This window comes from Mesorhizobium sp. WSM4808 (assembly GCF_055811675.1).
This window is the reverse complement of the sequence record NZ_JBVVQX010000005.1, coordinates 241,460-264,941: the sequence shown is the minus strand read 5'-3', so window position 1 is coordinate 264,941 and position 23,482 is coordinate 241,460. Positions and strand designations below refer to the sequence as shown.

Annotated in this window: 24 protein-coding genes, 1 tRNA gene and 1 pseudogene; 16 read left to right on the top strand and 10 right to left on the bottom strand. The window is 63.3% G+C overall.

Annotated features, from left to right (window positions below):
• Positions 1–67: 67 nt before the first annotated feature.
• The 6 genes from AC0L2U_RS11320 to AC0L2U_RS11295 all read left to right on the top strand — a co-directional run bounded on the left by AC0L2U_RS11320 (position 68) and on the right by AC0L2U_RS11295 (position 5,358).
• Complete coding sequence (locus AC0L2U_RS11320; protein ID WP_127396985.1) at positions 68–319, top strand: hypothetical protein; 252 nt, start codon at positions 68–70, stop codon at positions 317–319.
• A 13-nt stretch (positions 320–332) separates the two neighbouring features.
• Entirely contained in the window at positions 333–1,217 is an 885-nt protein-coding gene (gene pdxY / locus AC0L2U_RS11315; RefSeq protein WP_473601925.1) for a pyridoxal kinase PdxY, read from the top strand.
• Positions 1,214–1,984, top strand: a complete 771-nt coding sequence (locus AC0L2U_RS11310; RefSeq protein ID WP_292703417.1) for a DUF429 domain-containing protein — start codon at positions 1,214–1,216, stop codon at positions 1,982–1,984. The genes pdxY and AC0L2U_RS11310 overlap by 4 nt, the downstream gene beginning before the upstream one ends.
• 148 nt (positions 1,985–2,132) lie before the next feature.
• A complete protein-coding gene (locus AC0L2U_RS11305; RefSeq protein ID WP_023811712.1) occupies positions 2,133–2,777 on the top strand; it encodes a carbonic anhydrase in 645 nt (214 codons plus the stop codon).
• A complete protein-coding gene (locus AC0L2U_RS11300) occupies positions 2,774–3,208 on the top strand; it encodes a nuclear transport factor 2 family protein (protein WP_127269640.1) in 435 nt (144 codons plus the stop codon). Before AC0L2U_RS11305 ends, AC0L2U_RS11300 begins: the two co-directional genes overlap by 4 nt.
• Positions 3,209–3,303: 95 nt before the next feature.
• Positions 3,304–5,358, top strand: coding sequence for a M3 family metallopeptidase (locus tag AC0L2U_RS11295; protein WP_473601924.1), 2,055 nt, complete (start codon positions 3,304–3,306; stop codon positions 5,356–5,358).
• A 145-nt stretch (positions 5,359–5,503) separates the two neighbouring features.
• On the opposite strand, the gene AC0L2U_RS11290 is transcribed toward AC0L2U_RS11295, so the two are convergent.
• From AC0L2U_RS11290 to AC0L2U_RS11275, 4 genes and pseudogenes are all read right to left on the bottom strand, one after another.
• Positions 5,504–6,997, bottom strand: coding sequence for a M81 family metallopeptidase (locus AC0L2U_RS11290; protein WP_473601923.1), 1,494 nt, complete (start codon positions 6,995–6,997; stop codon positions 5,504–5,506).
• A gap of 24 nt (positions 6,998–7,021) precedes the next feature.
• Positions 7,022–7,845: pseudogene (locus AC0L2U_RS11285) on the bottom strand (carbohydrate ABC transporter permease).
• Positions 7,842–8,711 carry a carbohydrate ABC transporter permease gene (locus AC0L2U_RS11280; protein WP_023811708.1) on the bottom strand — a complete coding sequence of 290 codons (870 nt, stop codon included), beginning with the start codon at positions 8,709–8,711 and terminating at the stop codon, positions 7,842–7,844. Before AC0L2U_RS11280 ends, AC0L2U_RS11285 begins: the two are co-directional and overlap by 4 nt.
• Positions 8,712–8,871: 160 nt before the next feature.
• Positions 8,872–10,104: an ABC transporter substrate-binding protein gene (locus AC0L2U_RS11275; protein WP_127268520.1), complete on the bottom strand. Its 1,233-nt coding sequence runs from the start codon at positions 10,102–10,104 to the stop codon at positions 8,872–8,874.
• Positions 10,105–10,372: 268 nt separating this feature from the next.
• Between AC0L2U_RS11275 and AC0L2U_RS11270 the strand changes: the two genes are divergently transcribed.
• The 3 genes from AC0L2U_RS11270 to AC0L2U_RS11260 are packed head-to-tail and all read left to right on the top strand — an operon-like array spanning position 10,373 to position 13,069.
• Positions 10,373–11,107: an SDR family oxidoreductase gene (locus tag AC0L2U_RS11270; protein ID WP_128287939.1), complete on the top strand. Its 735-nt coding sequence runs from the start codon at positions 10,373–10,375 to the stop codon at positions 11,105–11,107.
• Positions 11,108–11,109: 2 nt separating this feature from the next.
• A complete protein-coding gene (locus AC0L2U_RS11265) occupies positions 11,110–12,177 on the top strand; it encodes an ABC transporter ATP-binding protein (protein ID WP_127382538.1) in 1,068 nt (355 codons plus the stop codon).
• Between the two features lie 10 nt (positions 12,178–12,187).
• Complete coding sequence (locus tag AC0L2U_RS11260; protein ID WP_127268067.1) at positions 12,188–13,069, top strand: MurR/RpiR family transcriptional regulator; 882 nt, start codon at positions 12,188–12,190, stop codon at positions 13,067–13,069.
• 19 nt (positions 13,070–13,088) lie between these two features.
• Here the strand turns inward: AC0L2U_RS11260 and AC0L2U_RS11255 are convergent, their stop codons facing one another.
• Positions 13,089–13,406 (bottom strand): DUF167 family protein, encoded by a 318-nt coding sequence (locus tag AC0L2U_RS11255; protein WP_128287897.1) that lies wholly within the window; start codon positions 13,404–13,406, stop codon positions 13,089–13,091.
• A 13-nt stretch (positions 13,407–13,419) separates the two neighbouring features.
• Positions 13,420–13,710: a YggT family protein gene (locus tag AC0L2U_RS11250; protein ID WP_023811703.1), complete on the bottom strand. Its 291-nt coding sequence runs from the start codon at positions 13,708–13,710 to the stop codon at positions 13,420–13,422.
• A gap of 256 nt (positions 13,711–13,966) precedes the next feature.
• On the opposite strand from AC0L2U_RS11250, the gene AC0L2U_RS11245 reads away from it, so the two are divergent.
• The 6 genes from AC0L2U_RS11245 (at position 13,967) to AC0L2U_RS11220 (ending at position 17,662) form a co-directional block, all read left to right on the top strand.
• Positions 13,967–14,042 (top strand) — tRNA-Ala (locus AC0L2U_RS11245).
• Positions 14,043–14,390: 348 nt separating this feature from the next.
• Positions 14,391–15,140 carry a helix-turn-helix domain-containing protein gene (locus tag AC0L2U_RS11240; RefSeq protein ID WP_127268065.1) on the top strand — a complete coding sequence of 250 codons (750 nt, stop codon included), beginning with the start codon at positions 14,391–14,393 and terminating at the stop codon, positions 15,138–15,140.
• Between the two features lie 530 nt (positions 15,141–15,670).
• Entirely contained in the window at positions 15,671–16,633 is a 963-nt protein-coding gene (locus AC0L2U_RS11235; protein ID WP_236382936.1) for a SagB/ThcOx family dehydrogenase, read from the top strand.
• A 68-nt stretch (positions 16,634–16,701) separates the two neighbouring features.
• Complete coding sequence (locus AC0L2U_RS11230; protein WP_127268063.1) at positions 16,702–16,956, top strand: hypothetical protein; 255 nt, start codon at positions 16,702–16,704, stop codon at positions 16,954–16,956.
• Positions 16,957–16,960: 4 nt separating this feature from the next.
• Positions 16,961–17,221: a hypothetical protein gene (locus AC0L2U_RS11225; RefSeq protein ID WP_127329798.1), complete on the top strand. Its 261-nt coding sequence runs from the start codon at positions 16,961–16,963 to the stop codon at positions 17,219–17,221.
• 120 nt (positions 17,222–17,341) lie between these two features.
• Positions 17,342–17,662 carry a hypothetical protein gene (locus AC0L2U_RS11220; protein ID WP_127808773.1) on the top strand — a complete coding sequence of 107 codons (321 nt, stop codon included), beginning with the start codon at positions 17,342–17,344 and terminating at the stop codon, positions 17,660–17,662.
• A 149-nt stretch (positions 17,663–17,811) separates the two neighbouring features.
• Here AC0L2U_RS11220 and AC0L2U_RS11215 read toward each other — a convergent pair whose 3' ends face one another.
• The 4 genes from AC0L2U_RS11215 to AC0L2U_RS11200 form a co-directional block, all read right to left on the bottom strand.
• Positions 17,812–18,771 carry an energy transducer TonB family protein gene (locus tag AC0L2U_RS11215; protein ID WP_473601921.1) on the bottom strand — a complete coding sequence of 320 codons (960 nt, stop codon included), beginning with the start codon at positions 18,769–18,771 and terminating at the stop codon, positions 17,812–17,814.
• On the bottom strand, positions 18,768–19,235 hold the full coding sequence (gene exbD / locus AC0L2U_RS11210) for a TonB system transport protein ExbD (RefSeq protein WP_127808771.1): 468 nt from the start codon (positions 19,233–19,235) through the stop codon (positions 18,768–18,770). The genes AC0L2U_RS11215 and exbD overlap by 4 nt, the downstream gene beginning before the upstream one ends.
• A gap of 4 nt (positions 19,236–19,239) precedes the next feature.
• The gene (gene exbB / locus AC0L2U_RS11205) at positions 19,240–20,211 is read right to left on the bottom strand and encodes a tonB-system energizer ExbB (RefSeq protein WP_473601920.1); all 972 of its coding nucleotides are present in this window, start codon (positions 20,209–20,211) and stop codon (positions 19,240–19,242) included.
• A gap of 65 nt (positions 20,212–20,276) precedes the next feature.
• Positions 20,277–21,068, bottom strand: a complete 792-nt coding sequence (locus AC0L2U_RS11200; protein ID WP_164762277.1) for an ATP-binding cassette domain-containing protein — start codon at positions 21,066–21,068, stop codon at positions 20,277–20,279.
• A gap of 180 nt (positions 21,069–21,248) precedes the next feature.
• On the opposite strand from AC0L2U_RS11200, the gene AC0L2U_RS11195 reads away from it, so the two are divergent.
• Positions 21,249–23,468 carry a TonB-dependent siderophore receptor gene (locus tag AC0L2U_RS11195; RefSeq protein ID WP_128364734.1) on the top strand — a complete coding sequence of 740 codons (2,220 nt, stop codon included), beginning with the start codon at positions 21,249–21,251 and terminating at the stop codon, positions 23,466–23,468.
• The last annotated feature ends 14 nt before the right edge of the window (positions 23,469–23,482 follow it).

Genomic DNA, 23,482 nt, shown 5'->3' with positions numbered 1-23,482 from the left:
AATGCCGCTGCAAGGGTCTGTGATTGGCCGTACGAACGCGATAAGGTCCGCAAAACGGGACATCATCATGGCGGAGCGCCAGGACAGCGAGAAGGAATCGCGCCGTATCCTCGAGCGCATCGCGCACGAGACGAATCCGGCGGGCGACTCGTTTGCGGGGCGGGCCGCGAAAGGCATGCGCGATCACGTCACCGCGGCCGATGCCGATCGCGCCGATCCGATCGAAGTCTGGGGCACCCGCTTTGGCCGCACGCTGGGCCTGCTGCTGGCGCTGGGCCTGATGGCCTGGCTCGTGCTTTACGTCATCCGGGGCAGTTAGGAATCAAACGACAATGAGCGCCGAACAAACCGACGCGCCGCGTGCGGTCATCGTCATTTCCAGCCATGTCGCGCGCGGCTCGGTCGGCAACCGTGCCGCCGTGTTTGCGCTGGAGACCCTGGGGTTCCCGGTCTGGGCGGTGCCGACCGTCATCCTGCCCTGGCATCCCGGGCATGGACGGGCAACGCGGATCGTACCGCCGCTCGACCAGTTCAAGGCGCTGATGGCCGATCTCGAGCGGGCGCCATGGCTGGGTGAAGTCGGCGCCGTGTTGTCCGGCTATCTCGGCGAGGCCGGCCAGGCCGAGGCCGTCGCCTCGCTGGTCGCCGCGGTGAAGGCAAGGACACCCGGCGCCGTCTATATCTGCGATCCGGTGATGGGTGATTCGGGCGGCCTCTACGTGCCCGAGCCGACAGCCATCGCCATGCGCGACCGGCTGATGCCGATCGCCGACATAGCCACCCCCAACCGCTACGAACTGGAATGGATGGCCGGCGCCGTGTTGCCCGACCTGAAATCGGCGATCGCGGCAGCGCTCCACGCCGGACCATCGACCATGCTGGTCACCTCTGCGCCGTCGATGATGACGGGCGGCACCGGCAATCTGCTGCTCGATAGCAGCCAGGCGCTGCTCGCCGAACATCGCCTGATCGACAAGCCGCCGAATGGCCTGGGCGATCTGACGGCGGCCGTCTATCTGGCACGTATCCTGTCCGGCCAGCCGCCGGCCAAGGCGCTGCAATCGACGACGGCGGCGGTCTACGAGATCCTGGCGCGCACCGCCAAGCGCGGCGGCGACGAACTGCAGCTCGAGACTGATGCGCAGAGCCTGTCGCATCCGATGGCGATGGTCCAGCTTCGCCACCTCACGCATCCGGGGCGGGGCCGCCGGGCGTGACGTCGACTGAGACCGTGCTTGTCGGCGTCGACGGCTGCAAGGCCGGCTGGATCGCCGTCCGGTGCGCTTTTGGCATGGCACCGTCGGTCGGTGTCTTTGCAACCTTCACTGCCCTGCTCGCATCCCTTCCCGAAGACGCTGTCATCGCTGTCGACATGCCGATCGGCCTGCCCGACTTTTCGGGCAAGGGCGGTCGCGGCCCCGAAGCGCTGGTGCGACCGCTGCTCGGGGCGCGCCAATCCAGCGTCTTCTCGATCCCCTCCCGTGCCACGCTCTATGCGGAGACCAATGATTTCACCACCATCGAAGCCTGGTATGCCGCGCACATCAGGGCAAGCGAGGTGGCCCTGACCACATCCGACCCGCCGCGCGGCGTCTCGATCCAGGCGTTCGGCATTTTTGCCAAGATCCGCGAGATCGACGCCCTGCTGATCGCGCGACCCGATCTGCGCGGCCGTGTGTTCGAATCGCATCCGGAAGTCGCTTTCTGCCGCTTGAACGGCGATCAGGCCATGCAATTGCCGAAGAAGATCAAGGGCAGCATCAATCCGGCCGGCATGGCGGAACGCAAGGCTCTGCTTTGCCGGCATGGCTATGAGACGGGCTTTCTCGACCAGCCGCCGCCGCGCGGCGCAGCCGCCGATGACTTCCTCGACGCGGCCGCGATGACGCTGATCGCCGGTCGCATCGCCAGCGGTGAGGCACGGCCGCTGCCCGACCCGCCGGGCCGCGACAGCTTTGGCATTCCTGTCGCCATCTGGGCGTAACGCTGTTGGCCAAGGTTGCGCTCGATGCATGGCATTTCTAGCCAGCCCTCATAATTCTGCATTGCTCGCGACCGGCTTTTGCCGCTAGAGCCTCTCTAGACCGCAACGAGCTGCCGCATCCAACCCGGAAAGGCTCCAGACGCCGCCCATGTCCCATCTGCCTGAACATCTTCTCGCCGGCTACCGCAATTTCATGAATGGCCGCTATCTCACAGAGAGCGGGCGCTATCGCGATCTCGCTCGCGAAGGCCAGGCGCCGGAGACGATGATCGTCGCCTGCTGCGATTCGCGTTCGGCGCCCGAGGCGATCTTCGATGCCGGGCCCGGCGAACTCTTCGTGCTGCGCAATGTCGGCAATCTGGTGCCGCCCTATGCTCCCGACGGCGAGTTCCATTCGACCTCGGCGGCGCTTGAATTCGCCGTACAGAGCCTCAAGGTCAAGAACATTGTCGTCATGGGTCATGGCCGCTGCGGCGGCATCCGTGCAGCGCTCGACACCAATTCCGCGCCGCTTTCGCCGGGCGACTTCATCGGCAAGTGGATGAGCCTGATCGCGCCGGCGGCCGAAACCGTCTCCTCCAGCACCTTCATGACCGCGTCGGAGCGCCAGACCGCGCTGGAGCGCATCTCGATCCGCTATTCCATCGCCAACCTCAGAACCTTTCCCTGCGTCTCGATTCTCGAGGGCAAGGGGCGACTGTCGCTGCATGGGGCCTGGTTCGATATCTCGACCGGCGAACTCTGGACGATGAACAAGGAAACCGGCGATTTCGAACGGCCGGAGCTGGGATGAACACAGCGGCGCGCAAGGTGGTAAACATCAGGTCGGCCGCTTTGACGGCGGCCGCGCTGCTGATAGCGATTATTGCCGCCCGCGCCGATGATCGTGCCCTCATCAGCCGCTGGTATTCGGCGCTGCTGGTCGCCGACCGCACCGAACTGTCCGACCTGCTCGCCGATGATGTCCGCATCAAGCTGGACGACCTCGGCATCGTGCAAAGCAAGCAGGAATTCATCGCCTCGATGGACGAATGGAAAGGTGCGGTTGCGGGCGCAGCGATCCGGCATCGGATCGAAAAGAGCGAAGGCGGGGTCACCACCGTGGTCGCCTGCTACGACTTTCCCAACAATGACAAGCTCATGCATGAGACTTTCGCGGTGACCGACGACCGCATCACCGCCAGTTCGCAAGCGGCAATCGCCGAGACGTGCGACGGCTTCTGACGCCATCCTGAGGGCCGAGCCGTTGCGCCTTGCGAGGCCTCGCCCTACATCGGGGACGACCAAACCTCTCCCCGTCAACGATCGAAAGACTGTCCATGCCTTCCACGAAAGCCGTCGACCTCGCCGCCCATCCGCTGACCGCGTGGCAAGGGCCGCTCGGCCTGCCCGATTTCACGCGCATTGGCGACGGCGACTTTTCCCCGGTCTTCGACGCGGCGCTGAAGGCGCACGAGGCCGAGATCGAGGCGATCGCCGGCAACAAGGATGCGCCGACCATCGAGAACACGCTTGCCGCGCTGGAACTCGGCGGCGAAGCGCTCGATCGCGTCTCGTCGATCTTCTGGTGCCGCGCCGGCGCCTACACCAACGAGACGATCCAAGCGCTGGAGCGCGACATCTCGCCGAAAATGTCCAGGCATTTCTCGGCGATTTCGATGAATGAGCGGCTGTTTGCCCGCATCGACGATCTCTACCAGCGCCGCGAGAGCCTGAAGCTCGACGCAGAGACCCTGCGGGTCCTGGAAAAGACCTGGAAGGGTTTTGTCCGCTCCGGCGCCAAACTCGATGCCGACGGCAAGAAGCGGCTGGCCAAGATCAGCGAGGAATTGTCCTCGCTCGGCACCAGCTTCGGCCAGAATGTACTGGCCGACGAGCGCGACTGGGCCCTGTTCCTCGATGAGGCCGACCTTGCCGGCCTGCCGGACTTCGTGAAAAGCTCGATGGCCGAAGCCGCCGAGATACGCGGCCAGAAGGGCCGCTACGCCGTCACCCTGTCGCGCTCGATCTACGAGCCGTTCTCGACCTTCTCCGAGCGCCGCGATCTGCGCGAGATCGCCTTCCGCGCTTTCACCATGCGCGGCCAGAATGGCGGCGCCACCGACAACACGAACGTGGTGCGCGACATGCTGCGCCTGCGCGCCGAGAAGGCAAAGCTGCTCGGCTACGCCTCCTTCGCCGCGCTGAAGCTCGATGACACCATGGCCAAGACGCCGAAGGCCGTGCACGCGCTGCTCGACCCGGTGTGGGAAAAGGCGCTTGAGAAGGCAGCAAGCGACCAGATCGAATTGCAACGGCTGGCGACGGAGGCCGGCAGCAACGAAAAATTCGCCGCCTGGGACTGGCGCTTCTACCAGGAGAAACTGCGTGCGGAAAAATTCGCCTTCGACGAGGCGGAGCTGAAACCCTATCTGCAGCTCGACCGGATCATCGATGCCTGCTTCGATGTGGCGACACGGTTGTTCGGCATCACCTTCGAAGAGAAAAAGGGCATCGCTGCCTGGCACCCCGACGCCCGCGTCTTCGTGGTGAAAAATGCCGACGGCAGCGAGCGCGGCCTGTTCCTCGCCGATTATTTCGCCCGGCCCTCGAAGCGCTCCGGCGCCTGGATGAGCGCGCTGCAGTCCGGCTACAGGCTCGGCCACGGTGCGAGCCCGGTGATCTACAACATCATGAACTTCGCCAAGCCGCCGGCCGGCGAGCCCGCGCTGCTGTCGGTCGACGAGGCGAAGACGCTGTTCCACGAGTTCGGCCACGCGCTGCACGGCATGCTGACCGACGTCACCTGGCCGTCGGTAGCCGGCACCTCGGTCAGCCGCGATTTCGTCGAATTGCCCTCGCAGCTCTACGAGCACTGGCTGACCGTGCCGGCGGTGCTGGAAAGACACGCGCTGCACGTCAAGACCGGCAAGCCGATGCCCAAGGCGCTGCTCGACAAGATGCTGGCCGCGCGGACTTTTGGCGCTGGCTTTGCAACAGTAGAGTTCACCGCATCCGCGCTGATGGATATGGCTTATCATGCACGGCCGGATGCGCCTGAAGCACCACTTCGTTTCGAAACCGAAACGCTTGCAGAGCTGCACATGCCGGACACCATAGCCATGCGCCACCGCACCCCGCATTTCGGCCACGTCTTCTCCGGCGACGGCTATTCGGCCGGCTATTATTCCTACATGTGGTCGGAAGTGCTCGATGCGGACGCTTTCGCCGCCTTCGAGGAAACCGGAGACCCCTTCAACCCGTCGCTCGCCGAACGGCTGCGCAAGAACATCTACGCCGCCGGCGGTTCGAAGGATCCGGAAGAACTCTACACCGCCTTCCGCGGCAAGATGCCGTCGCCCGAAGCGATGATGGTGAAGCGGGGATTGGTGTAGCACCGGATAATCTCCCCCTCGAGGGGAAATGGCCGCGAAGCGGCCAGAGGGGGTCGGTTCGACCGGGCTCGGCCTGCTGCGGCAGAAGAAGGTTGGCGCATTATGTCAGGCGACCCCCTCTGTCGCCTTCAGCGACATCTCCCCCTCAAGGGGGGAGATTGCCAGCATCCTTCCAAGGATCCGTCACCCTTGGCCACACCGGCCGCGTCAGCTTGGTATAATTCGTCACCGCCGGATTGCTGGGATACGAGCTCGGCGCCGAGACATAGATGATCTCGGCGGCGATCGGCTCGAAGCCGGCGTAGAAATGGTTGGTCGACTTGATCAGCAGCATGTCCTTGGTCATCGGATCGACGCCGATGTTGGAAAAGATATCCGGCTCGAAGGTCTGTGTGCGGTTGGTGTTGAGAATGATGTCGACCTCGGTGCCTTCGAGGCGGACCAGCGCCGCCGGCCCGAGCGTCACCCGGCTTGGCCCAAAACTCTGCCAACCCTCCGCAACCGCCTTCAGCACGCGCACGCGCGCATCGATCGGCTCGCCGGCCTGCGGCCCGGCCTTGCCGCCGAAGCGCAGATCGATGACCGCGCCTTCGCCCGCCGCCAGGCAGAAGGTGACCGCGATCGGGTCCCAGATCGTCGCCACGGCGAACCTGTCCAGGCCACGCGCCAGCATCTGGCGCAGCACGAAGGTGCCGTCGCCGGGAACGCCGCCGCCGGGATTGTCCCAGATATCGGCGATGACCACCGGCTTGCCCGGATTCTTGCCGCGCACGGCCAGCGCCCGGTCGATGCCGTCGGTGGCGCCCAGCATCGTCATCGCCGTCTTTTCCCGCAGCGCATAGAGTTCCCGCCCCAGCCGTTCCGCCAGCGCGTCACCCTTGGCCTTGTCATCGTCGGTGACGACCAGGATGCGTGTGCCCATCTCGGCCACGTCGGCCGCCATGAAGCCATGGATGACGGAGACCGACAGCACGCCGTCGTTGCCGTGCAGCGCCTTGATGCGGTCGACGAAGGACCGCATCGGCTCGCGGCTGGTCGGCAGCACCTGGATCATGCGGCAATCGAAGGTCGAGATGACCGGCTTGATCTCACCGCGTGCCGCTGCCAGGCCAAGCTCGACGACGTGTTCGCCGCGCTCGTAGAAATCGGTGTGCGGAAATTCGAGGAAGTAGGCGAGGATGTCGGAGGCCGCCACGCGCTTCGGTGTCAGATGGCTGTGCGGATCGAGTTCCACGGCGATCACCACCTCCGGCCCGACAATTGCGCGAACCCGTTCGAGCAGGTCGCCTTCGCAATCGTCATAGCCTTGCGCCACCATGGCGCCATGCAGGCCGAGGATGACGGCATCGACCGGCAGCGCTGCCTTGAGTTGGCCAAGGATCTCGTCGCGCAGCGCCTCATAGGTCTGCCGTTGCACCAGGCCGCCCGGCTCCGCCCAGGTGGCGGTGCCCTCGATGACATCGAGGCCTTCGGCCGCTGCCCGCCGGCGCAGCGCCACCATCGGCGAGGAGCACAGCGTCGGCGTGTCCGGATGTTTGCCGGGCCCGGCATAGAAGGCCATCTCGAACGAGGCCCTATCGGTCGGCACCGGCGAGAAGGTGTTGGTTTCCGTCGCCAGCGAGGCGGTGAAAATGCGCATGAAAGCTCCGTCCGTGAATAGGCGTTATTTGACCGCCCCGAGCGCCAGCCCGCGAACGAGGTAGCGCTGCAGCCAGATGAACAGAATGGCCACCGGCAAGGTCGCCAGCAGCGTCGCGGCCATGACGTGGTGCCATTCGATGGTGTAGCGGCCGGCGACCAGCGAAAACACCTGGATCGGCAGCGTATAGCTTTCCTGGCTGCGCAGCATGGTGAGCGCCACGACGAATTCGTTCCAGGCATTGATGAAGGTGAAGATCGCGGTCACCGCGATCGCCGGCAGGCAGAGCGGCAGGAACACCTTGCGCAAGGTCAGCCAGCGGCCGGCGCCCTCCATCCAGGCGGCTTCCTCGAGATCGCGCGGAATGGTGTCGAAATAGCTCTGCAGCATCCACACCGTGAAGGCGACGTTGAACGCCATGTAGATGAAGCCGAGCGCCGTCGTGCTCTCGACCAGGCCCCAGGCCGCCATCAGCCGGAACAGGCCAAGCACCAGCACGATCGGCGAGATCATCTGCGAAATCAGCAGGAACTGGCGCAAGGCGCCGTAGCCGGCAAAGCGGAAGCGCGACATCGCATAGGCCGCCGGAACCGAGATCAGGATGGCGCCGACCGTGGCGATCACAGACACGTAGAGCGAATTGAGCAACGCCTGGCCGAAGCCGGTCGCCACCACATATCGGAAAAATTCGACCAGCGGAATTCGCTCGGCCACCAGGTCGGCGACAGCACTTCCTGCCTCGGCTTGACCGCGGTCAGGAACATCACCGCGAAGGGAAAGAGCGTCACCACGATCAGCGGCGCCAGCAGCAGCCAGGCGATGATGGAGCGTTTCAGCTTGCTCGTCATGTGCGTTGCTCCCGCATCGCCAGCCGCACATAGATCATGGTGAAGACCAGCAATATGGCGAACATCACCAGCGACACCGCCGATGCTTCGCCCAGCTTGCCGATGCGGAAGGCCAGCTTGTAGAGATGGGTGACCAGGATATCGGTCGAGTTGGCCGGGCCGCCCTGCGTCATCACCCAGATGATCGGGAAGGAATTGAAGACGTAGATGGTGTTGAGCACGATGGCGATGTTGATGAACGGTTTCAGGAGCGGAAAGGTGATTTCGCGGAACTGCTGCAGCGGCGTCGCCCCTTCGAGCGCCGCCGCCTCGTAGAGATCGTCCGGAATCGACGACAGCCCGCCGAGAAAGATCGTCGTCGTGAACGGCACCGTCACCAGGATACCGATCAGCACCTGCATCGGGAAAGCGGTCTCGGCGCTCGCCAGCCATTGGATGTTGTGATCGATGAGCCCGAGGCCGATCAGCGCCGAATTGAGCATGCCGCTTTCGCCGCTCAGCGCCCAGCGCCAGACCACCGCGGTCATGGTCAGCGATACCGCCCAGGGCAGCATGATGATGACGCGGGCGATGCCGCGGCCATAGAAATCGGTGTTGAGGATCATCGCCACCGGGATCGACAAGAGAAGCGCACCGCCGACCACCATCACCGTCCATTGGCCGGTGCGCCAGAGCGCGGCCGTGAAATCGGGATCGGCAGCGAGTGCCGCGAAATTGGCGAAGTCGTTGAAGTCGCGAAGCTGGCCGAAGCGGCTGACCTCATGCGTCGAGATCTGGATCAGGTCCCAGACCGGCCAGAAGATGACCACCGCCGCCAGAAACAGGCTGGGCAAGGTCAGGAGATAGGGCAAGAAACGATTTTGCATCTGCTGGCCTGCAACCTCGGCGCGCTGGATCAGAAGGTTCTGCTTATGCGAATTTCGGATCCGCCGCACCGGGCCGGGAACCTAGGTGTGGCGCGCCCCGCCTGAGTCTGGGGCGCGCCACGGGCGCAGGGAGATACGCCCTATTTCTTCAGCACGGCCTCTATTTCTTCAGCACGGTGTTGGCCTTGGCGGCCGCGTCCTTCAAGCCCGCCTCAGGGTCGCCGCCGAGATAGATCTTCTGCATGGCGTCCGACGTGATCTGGGCGACTTCTTCCCAGCCCGGAATGACCGGCGCGAAGCGGGCGTCGGGCAGCAGCGCGGTGAACGCCGCCAGATCGGCATTGTTGACGTAGTAGTCCATCTTGGCCTCTTCCTTGTTCACCGGCAGGAAGCCTTCGCCTTGCGTGAACTTGGCGCGCTGTTCCGTGGTGAACAGGAAATCGAGCAGCTTCCAGGCTTCGTCCTTGTTCTTGGAGTTCTTGAACATGATGATGGAATCGGTCACGCCATAGGTGCCGCGCGCGCCGGTCGGGCCGGCGGGGATGGCTGCCACGCCGTATTTCAGGTTCGGCGCCTCGTCCTTGATCTGGTTGGACAGGAAGGGTGCGGTGATCATCATGCCGACCTTGCCCTGCTTGAACAGGTTCTGCACGTCTTCGCGGTTGTTGGAGGTGACGCCGGGTTCGGTCAGGCCTTCGTCGATCATCGACTTGTAGAGCTTGGCGGCCTCAAGCGCACCTGGCGTGCTCAGGCCCGAAGTGCCGTCCTTGTTGAGGATCTCGGTGCCCTGCGACCACATCGCATAATAGTAATAGACGTCGGTCTCGATCTCCTTGCCCTGCAGGCCGAAGCCGAACGTGCCCGACCCCAGGGCCTTGATCTTGCGCGCATCTTCCTGCAGCTCGGTCCAGGTTGCCGGTGGCTTGGCGATGCCGGCTTTCTCGAACAGCTCCTTGTTGTAGTACATGGCGCGCGCCGAGGCCGCGATCGGCAGGCCGTAGGTCTTGCCGTCCATGATCGAGGGCGACAGGAAGGTGTCGATGAAGCGGTCCTTGAAGTCGGGCTTGATGTAGCCGTCGAGCGGCTCGGCGACATCCTGCTGGACGAAGTCGATCAGCCAGCGCGTGCCGATGATTGACAGATCGGCATTGGTGCCGGCGGTGATGTCGGTGGTCAGCTTCTGCAGCAGCACATCCCACGGCACCACTTCGAACTTGACTGATATGCCGGGGTTCGCCGCCTCGAATTCCTTCTTGACGTCGGCGAAATAGGGAGCAGTCTTGGCGCTGTACTCGGCCACGGTGACGCGCACCTCGCCCGCATCCGCCTGCGCCGCAATTGCCAGCATGCTCATTCCGGCCATCAGGCCGACAGTCCATTTTGCAAGGCTCATTTGATCTCTCCCATTGGTGTTGCGCCTGCGCGCCTCTCCGTGCCGGAGCAGAAGATTTATGTGACTTTCCTACATTATCGATGATTTTAAGGCTTGCAAGCGGATTATTGTGTTGCTTAATTACATTTACAGGCCTAGCCTTATGCGATCTGTCAGAACTCCCGGAGGATGACGCACGGTGGTTTCGCAATCCGAGTTCGAGGGCAGGGCCGAGTTCGAAGGCAGGGCCGAGTTCGAAAGCAGGGCCGAGTTCGAGGGCAAGACCGTCGTGGTGACGGGGGCCGGCGGCGGTCTCGGCACGGCCATCGTGGCGCTGATGGCGCAAAGAGGCGCCAAGGTCGTCGGTTGCGATCAGTCGAGCGAGGCGCTGAACAGTCCGCACCTTGCCTCCCGCCATGTCTTCGATCTTCTCGACAAGGCATCGATAGCGACGGCGATCGGCGCGATCCTCGACCGGGATGGTGTGCCCGACATTCTCGTCAACAATGCCGGCTGGACGCGTGCCGAGACGATTTCGGCGCTCGATCCCGACAGAATAGAGCAGGAACTCGATCTCAACCTGACTGGCGTGATGAATTTCGCCGACCCGCTGGTCAAGGCGATGGCTGGCCGCGGCTCGGGCAGCGTCGTCTTCATCTCCTCGGTCAACGCCGTCGCGCATTTCGGCAATCCGGCCTATGCCGTCGCCAAGGCCGGCATCAACGCCTATGCCAAGGCGATCGCCGTCGAGCTCGGCCGCAGCGGCCTGCGCGCCAATGTCGTCTGCCCCGGATCGATCCGCACCGCCGCCTGGGACCACCGCCTTGCCAAGGATCCCGAAATCCTCGGCAAATTGCAGCGGCTCTATCCGCTCGGCCGCATCGTCAACGCCGCGGAAGTGGCGGAAGCCGTCGCCTTCCTTGCGTCCGATCGCGCATCGGGAATAACAGGCGTGGTGATGCCCGTGGACGCGGGACTGACCGCCGGCTGCCTGCCCTTCATCGACGACATATTGGGAGCGTGAGCATGACCGATGTCGAGTTTCGCGATCTGTCGAAATCCTTCGGGCAGCACAAGATCCTCGAGAACATCAGCCTCGATATCAAGAGCGGCGAGTTCGTCGTCCTCGTCGGCCCGTCCGGCTGCGGCAAGTCGACCTTGCTGCGCATGCTGGCCGGCCTGGAGACGATCACCTCCGGCGACCTGTTGATCGGCGGCGTGCGCGCCAACGCGCTGCCGCCACAGCAGCGCAACATCGCCATGGTGTTCCAGTCCTATGCGCTGTTTCCGCATCTGAAGGCAGCTGACAATATCGGCTTTGGCCCGAAGATCCGCGGCGAGACGCGCACGGTGATCGATGAGAAGGTCAAGAAAGCGTCCGGCGTCCTCAATCTCTTCTCCTATCTCGACCGCTATCCCCGCCAGCTGTCGGGCGGCCAGCGCCAGCGCGTCGCCATGGGCCGCGCCATCGTGCGCGAGCCGTCGGTGTTCCTGTTCGACGAGCCGCTGTCCAACCTCGACGCGCAATTGCGCGTGCAGATGCGCGTCGAGATCAAGGCGCTGCACCAGCGGCTGAAATCGACGATCGTCTACGTCACCCACGACCAGATCGAGGCCATGACGATGGCCGACCGCATCGTCGTGATGGACCGCGGCAGAATCCAGCAGGTCGGGGCGCCGCTGGAACTCTATGACAGGCCTGCCAACAAGTTCGTCGCCTCCTTCCTCGGCTCGCCGTCGATGAGCTTTGTGTCCGGTTCGCTCAAGACGGCGCTTGAGAAAACCTGGTTCGAATCGGCCGGTGGCGGGCGGCTTGCGCTTGCCGGCAAACAGGTGCCGGCGGACAGCGCGGTGGAGGCTGGCATCCGGCCCGAGCATTTTGTCATCGGCGAGGCTGTCGACGCGATGGCGATCAGGGTGGATGTCGTCGAGCCCACCGGCTCCGAAACACATGTCTATGGCGCTATCGGTGCTGATACGGTACGCGCCGTGTTCCGCGACAGGGTGCCGGTCAGGCCGGGAGACCTGCTGCCGGTCTCGGTCGACCCCGGCAACATCCATCTGTTCGACAAGGCAACGGGCCTGCCTCTATGAGAATAGCAGCATGAAGACGCCGGCCGACATCATCACGCGGCTGCAGCTGATGTCGCAGGACGGAACGAAGTCGGATCGCAAGCTGGCCGGCTTCGTGCTGGCAGACCTCGATTTCGTTTCCAAAGCGGCGATTTCGGAAATTGCCTTGCGCGTCGGTGTCAGCGAGCCGACGGTGACGCGGTTCTGCCGCAACCTCGGCTGCGAGGGCCTGCGCGACTTCAAATTCTATCTGGCGCAAGCCATCGCCATCGGCGGCCAGTATCTGTCGCCGGAGCCGTTGAGCCGCGATGCCCGCGAACAGCGCATCGCTTCCGCCATCACCGAAGCGGCGATATCGGCCATCCAGCGCGCCAGCGAAAACCTCGACATGACGACGCTGGTCGCCGTCGCCGCACGCATCGCTGTTTCCGGTAATGTGCTGTGCATCGGCTCCGGTGGCATTTCGTCCATGATGGCGACCGAAATGCAGAACCGGCTGTTCAGGCTTGGCGTGTCGGTGCTGGCGCAGATCGACGGACAGTTGCAACGCATGTACGCCGCCGTTGCCACCCCCGACACCACGCTGATCGCCTTCTCCGTCTCCGGCTATGCCAGATCGGTCATCGATGCGGTGCAGGTCGCCCAGCAATATGGCGCCACCACGATCGCCATCACCCCGCCGGACTCCGCACTCGCCAAGGTCGCCGACACGGTCATCCATTTCCAGTCGCTCGAGGATGGCAATATCTACAAGCCGACATCGTCTCGCTATGCGCTGCTGTCGATCGTCGACATGATCGTCACCTCGGTCGCCGAGACGCGCGGACCAAGGGTTTTGGAGAATCTGCGCCGCATCAAGCAGAGCGTGAACACGTTGAAAGTCGACGATCCGCGTTTGCCATTGGGCGATTGAGCCCCTGCGGCCAAGGACATCAGGACTGGCGGCCGAGCGCCTCGATGCTTTTCGCCAATTTCGCCGGATCGCCTTCAATGCGCACGGTCTTCAGCCGCGCGGTGCCGCCGGCGACAACCGAGACAGCGGACCCGGGCACGCCCAGAGCCTTGGCCAGCAGCTTTTCGAGCGCATGATTGGCGGCGCCGTTTTCCGGCACGGCGCGGACGCGCGCTTTCAGATGGCTTCGCCCGTCCGCCGTGGCCTCGAAGCCTTCGAGCCTGTCCAGCGCAGCCTTTGGCGTCAGCCGGACAAACAGCTCGGCGCCGTTTTCGCGCAGGCGAAACGGCGTGCTCATAAGGTCATCCTGCTCACAGGATCAGAGGCGCCACCGTGGTGAGCAGAAACTGCCGCAGGAAGAACAGGATCAGAAGCAGGATGATCGGCGAGATGTCGATGCCGCCAAGGTCCGGCATGAAGCGGCGGATAGGCCGCAACGCCGGCTCGGTCAGCCGGTAGAGCATGTTGCCGATGCTGCCGACGAACTGGTTCTTCGAATTGACGACGTTGAAGGCGTAGAGCCAGGAAAAGATCGCCGAGGCGATGATGATCCACCAGTAGAGGTCAAGCGCCATGACGATTGTTTGAATGAGGGCGAGCATGCCGGTCTCCAATTGTTGCCGACATGTAGCCATTGCACGCGAAGCCGGCAAGGGCCGCCTTTCTGTGGAGCGCCAATACCGGCCCGGTCGGACTGTAGGGCATGTCGCCGACACCCCAACGAAGGCGCGAATACACAAAACCGGCAAGGGCCGCTTTCCGCCGGCGCCAGCTCGACGCTTGACGGCACTGGATTTCGGCAAACCTCCGCCTTGACAGGAAACCGCGGCGCCCGATAAATGCGCCCATCCGCTGGACGGGGCTGTAGCTCAGCTGGGAGAGCGCGTCGTTCGCAATGACGAGGTCAGGAGTTCGATCCTCCTCAGCTCCACCAGCGGAATAATTCTCCACGCTCCGCGCCAGATGCCCATCTCTGCGCCACATGCAGTCCGCGACGCTCGTCCCGGCTTGCCCCCGCGGTTGGCATTTGCTGTGCCAGCGCACCTTAAAAGGCCGCGCTACATCGCCTATTTCGCAATATCCGGCAAAACTTTTGTCAATTGGACTTATGGCGGAAGAGCTCGCTGATTGTTTCCGTTTTTTTTGGAAACCACCCCACTAAATTGACGTTACCAAATCAGTTTTTTCTGTGCGTTGTGACCAGGGCGTTTCGGCGGGGGCGACCGGAGACGCTATATCGATTTCGAGTCGAAATGAAAAATCCGCCTGCGGAAGCAAAGACGTGTCAATTCGCGACAATCTCGCTGCAAACCTTAGACGGCTGTGCAAGGACCATGCCTCCGTAAGTGCGGTATGCCGTGAGCTGCGCATCAATCGCACGCAGTTCGAACGCTATCTGCAAGGGCAGACCGTTCCCAACAAAGCTACCGCCAAGCTGATATGCGATTACTTTCGGATCGACGAAGCCGAACTGTACCAGGATCCCGGCGCACCCGAGCCGGCGATGCGTGGCCTGCCGCCGGTTTCCGAGAGCCTGTTCAACCAGATGATCCGCCCTCCGAGTCCTTCGATCGCGGGCGGCACCTATTTCACCTATTTCTCGATCCCGGGCCGCCTCGACCTCCTGATGCGCTCGGTGACCTTCGTGCGGCGCGAAGCCGAACTGGTCACCTTCCGAAGGGTCACCGGATGGTCGGAGCGCCGGGGGTCGACCTGGGCACGAGCGCGCGGCAATCACTATGGCGTGGCGATCTCGCGGCTGAACTGGATCTATTTCAGCGGCATCAATCGCCGCCAGACCGGAGAGCCCTCGCTGATCTCCGTGCAATGGGCTCCCATCTCCGAACCGGTGCTGATGGGCAAGGCCATGCTTCTGACGGAGGCCGGCCCGGCATTCGTGTCCGTCATCATGCGGCGCGACATTGCCAACATCCACCCAAGGGATGCCATCAGCATGGCGCATGTCATCAATCTCGACGATCCGGGCGTCGATCAACTGGTTGTCAGCCTCACCCGGGACGGGTTGGGCTAACCCCTCGGATCGCCGTGTCTTACGCCAAATAAGAATAAGCGTACGCGGATAAAGCGTATGCCAACGATTGTCTACTCTGTATGTGAATAAAATCGATATTTTACACTTTAATGCCAGGAAAGATAATCCACGGGTCAGTCTTAGGCTCGTGGTTTTACTATAATTTTAACAAACCATTAACTCTTCCGACCTTACCTTTCTTCACGCGGATCCCGTTCCGGGGGTCTTTCAACGGATCCCAAATTGGGGTCAGGAAAGGGATGAAAATGGCCAAGAAAGTGACCAATGCTCCGAAGCTGACGATTGCCGCCGGCACGCAGACCGTCTTCTTTTCGCAGGGCATGCACTACAACAAACGCTGAAGCCGTTCTGCGCCGACGAGCGTCTTGCTTGTCGGCGCCTCGGCTCCGCAGATGGCAACCAGCTTCATGAAAATGCGCTCTTCGAAAACGCTTGTTTTCTACCCCGGACCGAACAAGGTCACGGCATGCAACTTCCTGACCAGAAGCGTGTTTGAATGCAGCCCCGAGATGGTCGGCCTTCTCGCATCGTGGGACAAATGGGCATCGACGGCGGACATTGCCCGCGCCCATGGATGGTCGAAGTCCGAGTTGAAGGCTGTCGTTCCCCAGTTGCTCGATTTCTCCGCGCTGGTCACAGCCGGATCGCCTCTCGCCGAGCAGGAGGAACAGTTTTCAGGACAATGGAGTTGGGGGCTTCCGACGGCGCTGATGCATTTCTGCGTCCAGGACAGCGAATACATGACCATCGAGCAAGCGGAAGAGCGGCAGATAGAACGCGCCGGCCATACGCCGCAGCCGAACCTCATGCTCAAGAATTCCGCAGGCGCCATCCAGCTGCCTAATGCACTGGAAGACAATGAACTTCTCAGCTTGATGGCGCGGCGCCGCACCAACCGCACGGCGGCTCAGCCCACCATCACGGCCAAACAGCTTTCCGATTGCCTGTTCGCAGGGCTCGGCATCATCGGCGAGACCGCCAATTGCGTTGGCACCCTGCCGCTCGGCATGACCCCTTCAGGCGGCGCGCGAAATCCCTATGAGGCCTATGTGGTCGCGCTCGGCGTCGATGGCCTCGAACCCGGTGTCTATCACTATTCCGCCGCGGATCACGACCTTGGCAGGATTTCCGCAAACCATCTGCCGAAAATCTCCGAACTGGTCGGCGGACAGGAGTGGGCCGACGCCATGCCGTGCCTTGTCCTGCTTTGCGCCAAGCTCGATCGCACGATGTGGAAATATGAGGACGCCAACGCCTATCGTGTCGTGCTGATCGAGGCCGGCCATATCGGCCAGAACATCATGCTGGCAGCGACCAATCATGGCCTGTCGGCATGTCCGACAGCCGCGCTCAGCCATTCCGCCATCAAGCGGCTGCTTGGTCTCGACAGTTTCACCGACGCACCGATCTATGCCTTGACCCTCTCGACGCCGGAAAGAGATCCGTCCACGGCGGGCCAGTCCATCAATTAGCCGACCAACTATGTGCATCACAGCCAATAACGCGTTCCCTAGGGTATAACCAGAGACAGGAGCAGCACGTGCCAAATCAATCCTTACGCCAGTCGGAAATCGATAGCCTTCAATATATTTCGTCGATGACCAATGAGCTCGTGCAGATGGCCGAAGCAAGCCGTTTTCCGATGATCTCCTATCTGCTGGGCATGGCCTATGCAGAGGCCTTCGACGTTCTTCGCGGCGCACGGCCGGCCAGGCATGCGCAGCTCAGCGGCAACCCGCTGCACCCCAAGGCGCAGGCAAAGGACACTCGGGCCGCCCAGCCACGGAGAGCGTAGCGACATGCAATCGTCAGCCGCATGCGCGGTGGCCGGCTCGACCTCCCGGCCAAACCGCTGGGAGACGCTGTGCGCGTTGCAAAGCCTGCTGCCGTTGCTGAAGAAGGCCGCGACGGACCTGCGCCGCGCCGACATGGTCTACTGGTTCGAGCAGGCCGATGCCGAGGTCGCCAACATCATCAGGGGCCACCCCTCCGATGCAACCGCAATCCCGGCCCTGATTGCATCCTGCCCGCAGGACCGGCATCCGGTCGCTCAAGCTTGATGCATGTCGCCCGCCAAAACGCGACGCGTTCATTGGCGCCGCTGAAAATGCTCTGATCACCAGTTTTTCAATTTCAGACCGGAACCTATTGCGCGTCTGGAATGCCCAGGGGACCTGCACATGAACATGATAGCCAACATTAGAAGCGTCGATGCCAGGGAAAGCGTTTTCAGCCGGCTCGACGTCTTGGTCGCCAGGCGGCCGCCATCGCCTGACGCCGCGCGGGTCGAGGCCCGCCAACTCGTCTCGACGGCGATTGCCGACAGCTGCCAGGCCGACAGTCTCTGGGGTACAGTGGACGCTTTCCACGCCCATTTCGACTTCATGATGCAGACCATCGAGATCAACGGCGCCGATGACCCGGGCCTCGGGCCCTTGCGCACGAAATGCCGTTTCTATCTCGAACAGGTCGAGGCCCTGAGTCTGTCACTGGCCTATTGACAGGCCGGCCCGAACAAATTCGGTCCTAGAGCAATTCCAGGAAAAGTGTGAAACGGTTTTCCCGGGAAAACGCAGAGCGTTTTCCCTTGGAATTGCGTCAAACCAAAGAATTAGAGCAGTTAGCCGTTTCCGTGAAACGGTGAACTGCTCTAGTTGCGCAGGCTGAACACGAACGGCGCTGTACGGCTCAGACGCGAGCCGAGTTCCGGTGGCGGTTTCGGCACCGTGGCGCCTTGCAGCACGGCGAGCGCCGCACGGTCCAGATCCGCATCCCCCGAGGAACGAGAGAGCCTGGCAGACAGGACCCGGCCGGACGAGTCGACCGTGAATGCGACATATGGCCTGCCCTCCACGCGTCGGGCCTTGGCAGAGCTGGGATAGCGTGTGTGCCGCTTGATCCAGGCGCCCAGACGGGAGTCCCATTTGCTGGAGTCGCCGGAGCGAGACGTCGATTCCGCCGCCTTCGGCGCGGCGGTCTTGGCCGCGGGCCGTGCGTCGGCGCTGGCGAAGGTTGCCGTCTTCGGCGGAGCCGCCTTCTCCTTCTTAAGCCGCGGCTTGGGCTTCTCGACAGGCTTCTTCGCCTTGGCCTCGACCGGTTTCTTGTCTTTGACAATTTCGACCGGTTTCGGCTGCGGCAAGGGAATGACGACGTCTGGCGTGACAGCCTCGACCACATCCGGGATGACCTCATCCGGCGGCGGCTGATCGACCTGTTCGGCCGTTTCGGCCTGGGTAGGTTCGGTCGGGGTGGGTTCGGCCTCGTCTGGCGCGACCGCTTCCGGCGGCTCGACAACCGGCTCCGCCTTTTCGACCGGTTCTTCACGTGTCGGCTCGGTCGTCGGTGTCGGTTCGGTCTGATCTGGCGTCACCGCGTCCAGCGCGGCGACCTGCTCTTCCACGGCCGGCATCACCACCATCGGTGCCATCTCGATCATCTGCGCGGGGGGTGGACCGCCATCCGCTTCGGTGACCATTGTGAGGTTCTGCACTGCATAGGCGACCGCGACATGGGCTCCAAGGACCAGCGCGGCAGCACCGGCCCACAAGCCAAGGTCGCGCCAACCGAAGCGCGACAGCTGGACCGAGGGCACGGCGACCGCTTGCGTCATGGCGCCGCCGCACCAGTGGCTGCGGGCGCCGGGGCATTGGACGCGGGAGCCGTCTCCAGGCCGACCAGCGCGATCTTCAGATAGCCGGCACCGCGCAATAGATTCATCGCCTCCATCAGGTCGCCATAGGCGACCGCCTTGTCGGCGCGCAGGAAGATGCGTGTCTGCTTGTCGCCCTTGGTCTTGGCGTCCAGCGTCGTGGCGAAAGCCGGGCGCGGCACGCTGTCATTGCCGATCGCCAGCGTCAGATCGTCCTTCAGCGTCAGGAACAGCGGTGTCTCGGGCCTCGGCGCGGGCGTTGCGGTCGAACCAGGCAGGTCGACATTGACATCCACCGTGGCCAGCGGTGCCGCGACCATGAAGATGATCAACAGCACCAGGATGACATCGATGAACGGGGTGACGTTGATCTCGTGGCTTTCCTCGAGATCGTCATCAATGGTCTGTCGGATTCTGCTTCCCATGGCGCTACTCCGCCGCCAGTGGCGTTGCCGGCGCGACGGTGCGGAAGTCGAGGTCGCGGCTGACCAGCCGTTCGACCCCGGCGGCAGCATCGGCGAGGATCTGCCGATAGCCGGCTATCGAGCGGGCAAAGACGTTGTAGATGACGACGGCCGGTATGGCCGCGACCAGGCCCATCGCGGTGGCCAGCAGCGCTTCGGCGATGCCCGGCGCGACCACAGCGAGATTGGTGGTCTGCGCCTGCGAGATGCCGATGAAGGCGTTCATGATGCCCCAGACAGTGCCGAACAGGCCGACGAAGGGCGCGGTCGAGCCGATCGTCGCCAGCACGCCGGTGCCGCGCGACATGCGCCGCGCCGCCGCCGCCTCGATGCGCGACAGGCGCGACGTGACCCGTTCCTTGAGGCCGTCGCCCGAGACATGATCGAGCGCGCCGGCCGAGAGTGCGGTCTCCTCCTCGGCCGCCCGCACCAGCAGCGCGCCGGGACCGCCGCTGCGGTCAAGGGTACGGCTGGCCTGCTTCAGCGTGGCGGCCTCGCCGATCGCCCGCACGGCGCGACGAATGCGCAGCTTGCCGCCGAAAAGCTCCAGCGACTTGGCCAACCATATCGTCCAGGTGACGAGGGAGGCAAAGGCCAGCCCGATCATCACCGCCTTGACGACAATGTCGGCCGCCATGAACATGCCCCATGGCGACAGATCATGCGGCAAGGTCAACTCCATCCCCGTCGAAGGTCCGGCCTCGGACGGCGCGGCCGTGTTCGGCTGGGTGCCTGGCTGCGAAGGCGCCATCGTGGCCGGCGGAGCGCCCGCCGGTGCGGCGGGTGCGGGTGCAATCGGCGCTGGGGCCGCGGGAGCAGCCGGGGTGGGGGATTCGACCGCCGGCGCGGCACCGGCGGGTTGCTCCTGGGCCATCGCGCTGCCGGCCGACAGGATGACGGATGCGACCAACGCCGCCAACAAACCAGTTCTCGACAACAGCTTCTTCCTTGTTCTCACAGCGGCCTGCCGCCTTCTATTTCCCGCCGCCGCATCAGATATTGTCACTGCACATAGCCGACAGGCTGGCCGGTGACGGGGTGCGCGAACACGCCCATCTCCACACCGAAAATGCCTTTCAGCACATCGCTGCGCATGATTTCGCCTGGCGTGCCGCGCGTCAGCAGCTTGCCGTCCTTGAGCGCGATCAGTTCGTCGCAGTAGCGCGCCGCCATGTTGGGATCGTGCAGCACGACGACGACACATAGGTCGCGTTTGCGGCTGAGCTCCTTGACCAGCCCGAGCACCTCGACCTGATGGGCGATGTCGAGTGCCGAAATCGGCTCGTCGAGCAGCATGACGCCGGCGTTCTGCGCCACCAGCATGGCGAGCCAGGCGCGTTGGCGCTCGCCGCCCGACAATTCGTCCACCAGCCGGTCGGCAAAACCCTCCATATCGGTCAGGGCCAGCGCCTCCTCGACATGCTGCCTGTCCTCGGCGCGGAAACGGCCAAGCGCGCCATGCCAGGGATAGCGCCCGAGCGTCGCCAGTTCGCGCACGGTCAGGCCGGTCGCCGCAGGCGTCGTCTGCGGCAGATAGGCAAGCGCGCGGGCAAATTCGCGGGCGCCCCATTGCGGCAACGGACGTCTGGCGAAAGTGATGGCGCCTGAACTCGCCGGCTGCTGGCGCGCCATGAGCTTGATAAGCGTCGACTTGCCCGAACCATTGTGGCCGATCAGCCCATAGACGCGCGAGCGCTCCAGTTCGAGCGAGACCGGACCGAGCAGCGTCCGCTCGCCGACGGCAAAGCGCACCGCGTCGATATGGAAGGCAGTCTGGGCATCAATTCCAGCCATGCTCATGGCTTTTCTCCAGTGCGGCCGCCCGCATTTCCAGATTCCGGCATTTCGACGGGTCGTGCCCGGTTGACTATGAAACATGACCTTACTAGTCAACATTGAAGATGACTGCAACGATCAACAAATCGGCGCGACCGGCAATATCGGCACGAAATTTGGAAACAGGGGGCGCACCAGATGATTTCAGGACATGGACCGATTTGGCGGAACCGGATAGCGCGCAAGCGCCTGCTGATCGCAACGGTGTCGCTGCCGGCCCTGCTTGGCTGCGGCCATGCACTGGCCCAGGAGACGGTCACCACCACCCTAGACCCGATCAAAGTCCAGGAACGTGTCGAAAGCGCTTTCGGGCCGGTCAAGGGCTACGTTGCCACAAAGGGCTCCACCGGCACCAAGACCGACACGCCGCTGATCGAGACGCCGCAATCGATATCGGTCATCACCAGGGACCAGATGGAAGCGCAGGCCGTCGACAGCCTGAACAGCGCGTTGCGCTACACACCCGGCGCCACCGGCAATCTCTACGGCACCGACAATCGCGGCCTCGGCCTGCAGTTGCGCGGCATTTCGAACGCCAGCGGCGTCTTCTACAGGGACGGGCTGCAGCTCAAGGAGAGCAATTTCACCCTGTTCACCGCACTCGATTCCTATGGCGCGGAACGCTACGAAGTGCTGCGCGGACCGGCGTCGGTACTTTATGGCCAGGCAAGCCCCGGCGGCATCATCAACTATGTCAGCAAGCGGCCAACCGAGGAAAACCTGCGCGAGGTCGAATTCGGTGGTGGCAGCTTCAACCGGTATGAAGGCAAGTTCGATTTCAGCGGCGCGGTGAACGCCGACAAGTCGCTGCTGTTTCGTCTCACCGGTGCCGCTCACATGGGCGACACGCAGACCGATTTCGTCAAGGACGACCGCATCTTCATCGCGCCGGCGATCACCTGGCAGCCCGATGCCGACACCAGCCTGACCATCCTCGCCAACTATCAGCGCGATCGCTCGGGCTGGGCGATGCAGTATCTGCCTGCCTACGGCACGGTCATACCGGGCAAGGACGGCAAGTACCTGCCGAACAGCATGTTCGTCGGCGAACCCGGCTTCGACTCCTACAACAACGACCAGGCTTCGATCGGCTACGAATTCGACCACCGTTTCAACGAAACCTGGCAGGTTCGGCAGCATGCCCGCTACGTCCACCTCACCCACACCGAGGAGGGCGTCTTTGGTGGCGGGCTGACGGACTCGAACGGCCTGGAACCTTCAAGCGGCGACTACTACCGTTATGCAGATGCCGGCGGCACCAAACTCAGCGGCGTCACCATCGACAACCAGGCACAAGCCGATTTCGACACCGGGCCGCTCGCCCACACGCTGCTCGTCGGCCTCGACTACAAACGCTATACTTACCGCGACTATGCCTCGGAAGGGACCGTCGAGGACGGTTTCAACGTCTTCGATCCGATTTACGGGTACCCGATCACCGATCTGACGCCCTACACCGATACCGACACCACCCAGCAGCAGGTCGGTCTCTATGCGCAGGACCAGGTAAAGCTCGGCAACTGGCGGCTGACCCTTGGCGGCCGCCAGGATTGGTCGGACGCCAAGGTCTACGACAATCTGGCCGGCGGCTACATTCCCGAGCAGAAGGACAACGCCTTCACCAGCCGGGCGGGGCTCGTCTATCTCGCCGACAACGGGCTTGCGCCCTATGTCAGCTACTCCGAATCGTTCCAGCCCGTGGCCGGCGCCGACAGCGACGGCAATCTGTTCGTGCCCGAGACCGGCAGGCAGTACGAGATCGGGCTGAAATACCAGCCGACCGGCTGGAACTCCTTCATTACGGCATCGGTTTTCGACCTGACCCGGCAGAATGTCGTGCGTTCCGGTAATGAGGGCTCACCCAACGATCTGTTCCAGACCGGTGAGATCCGTTCGCGCGGCGTGGAACTGGAAGCCGTGGCGAGCCTGGATGCGGGCCTCGATCTGAGAGCGGCCTACACCTACCTCGACACCAGGATCACCAAGGCGACCGCTGTCGAAGACGTCAACGGCGTCTGGGTCAGCAACGAGGGCAACATGCCCTTCGGCGTGCCGGCCCATTCCGCATCGCTTTGGGCCAATTACACCTTCATGAGCGGCAAGCTCGAAGGTCTCGGCCTCGGTGCCGGCGTCCGCTATGTCGGCTCGACCTATGGCGACGACGCCAACAGCTTCAAGGTTCCGTCGGTCGTGCTCGCCGACGCGGCGGTGCATTACGCCTGGCAGAACGCCACGCTCAGCCTCAATGCCAGTAATCTGTTCGACAAACGCTATGTCGCCTCCTGTTTCTCCTCGGGCTTCGGCTGCTTCTACGGCGAAGGCCGCAGGATCAACGGTTCGGTGAAATACACATGGTAGAAGCAATGTGGCGG

Excerpts from the sequence above, each read along its gene's own strand:
- AC0L2U_RS11320 (WP_127396985.1), top strand. The coding sequence starts at position 68 with ATGGCGGAGCGCCAGGACAGCGAGAAGGAATCGCGCCGTATCCTCGAG.
- pdxY (WP_473601925.1), top strand. The coding sequence starts at position 333 with ATGAGCGCCGAACAAACCGACGCGCCGCGTGCGGTCATCGTCATTTCC.
- AC0L2U_RS11305 (WP_023811712.1), top strand. The coding sequence starts at position 2,133 with ATGTCCCATCTGCCTGAACATCTTCTCGCCGGCTACCGCAATTTCATG.
- AC0L2U_RS11300 (WP_127269640.1), top strand. The coding sequence starts at position 2,774 with ATGAACACAGCGGCGCGCAAGGTGGTAAACATCAGGTCGGCCGCTTTG.
- AC0L2U_RS11295 (WP_473601924.1), top strand. The coding sequence starts at position 3,304 with ATGCCTTCCACGAAAGCCGTCGACCTCGCCGCCCATCCGCTGACCGCG.
- AC0L2U_RS11290 (WP_473601923.1), bottom strand. The coding sequence starts at position 6,997 with ATGCGCATTTTCACCGCCTCGCTGGCGACGGAAACCAACACCTTCTCG.
- AC0L2U_RS11280 (WP_023811708.1), bottom strand. The coding sequence starts at position 8,711 with ATGCAAAATCGTTTCTTGCCCTATCTCCTGACCTTGCCCAGCCTGTTT.
- AC0L2U_RS11275 (WP_127268520.1), bottom strand. The coding sequence starts at position 10,104 with ATGAGCCTTGCAAAATGGACTGTCGGCCTGATGGCCGGAATGAGCATG.
- AC0L2U_RS11265 (WP_127382538.1), top strand. The coding sequence starts at position 11,110 with ATGACCGATGTCGAGTTTCGCGATCTGTCGAAATCCTTCGGGCAGCAC.
- AC0L2U_RS11260 (WP_127268067.1), top strand. The coding sequence starts at position 12,188 with ATGAAGACGCCGGCCGACATCATCACGCGGCTGCAGCTGATGTCGCAG.
- AC0L2U_RS11255 (WP_128287897.1), bottom strand. The coding sequence starts at position 13,406 with ATGAGCACGCCGTTTCGCCTGCGCGAAAACGGCGCCGAGCTGTTTGTC.
- AC0L2U_RS11250 (WP_023811703.1), bottom strand. The coding sequence starts at position 13,710 with ATGCTCGCCCTCATTCAAACAATCGTCATGGCGCTTGACCTCTACTGG.
- AC0L2U_RS11235 (WP_236382936.1), top strand. The coding sequence starts at position 15,671 with ATGGTCGGCCTTCTCGCATCGTGGGACAAATGGGCATCGACGGCGGAC.
- AC0L2U_RS11225 (WP_127329798.1), top strand. The coding sequence starts at position 16,961 with ATGCAATCGTCAGCCGCATGCGCGGTGGCCGGCTCGACCTCCCGGCCA.
- AC0L2U_RS11220 (WP_127808773.1), top strand. The coding sequence starts at position 17,342 with ATGAACATGATAGCCAACATTAGAAGCGTCGATGCCAGGGAAAGCGTT.
- AC0L2U_RS11215 (WP_473601921.1), bottom strand. The coding sequence starts at position 18,771 with ATGACGCAAGCGGTCGCCGTGCCCTCGGTCCAGCTGTCGCGCTTCGGT.
- exbD (WP_127808771.1), bottom strand. The coding sequence starts at position 19,235 with ATGGGAAGCAGAATCCGACAGACCATTGATGACGATCTCGAGGAAAGC.
- AC0L2U_RS11200 (WP_164762277.1), bottom strand. The coding sequence starts at position 21,068 with ATGGCTGGAATTGATGCCCAGACTGCCTTCCATATCGACGCGGTGCGC.
- AC0L2U_RS11195 (WP_128364734.1), top strand. The coding sequence starts at position 21,249 with ATGATTTCAGGACATGGACCGATTTGGCGGAACCGGATAGCGCGCAAG.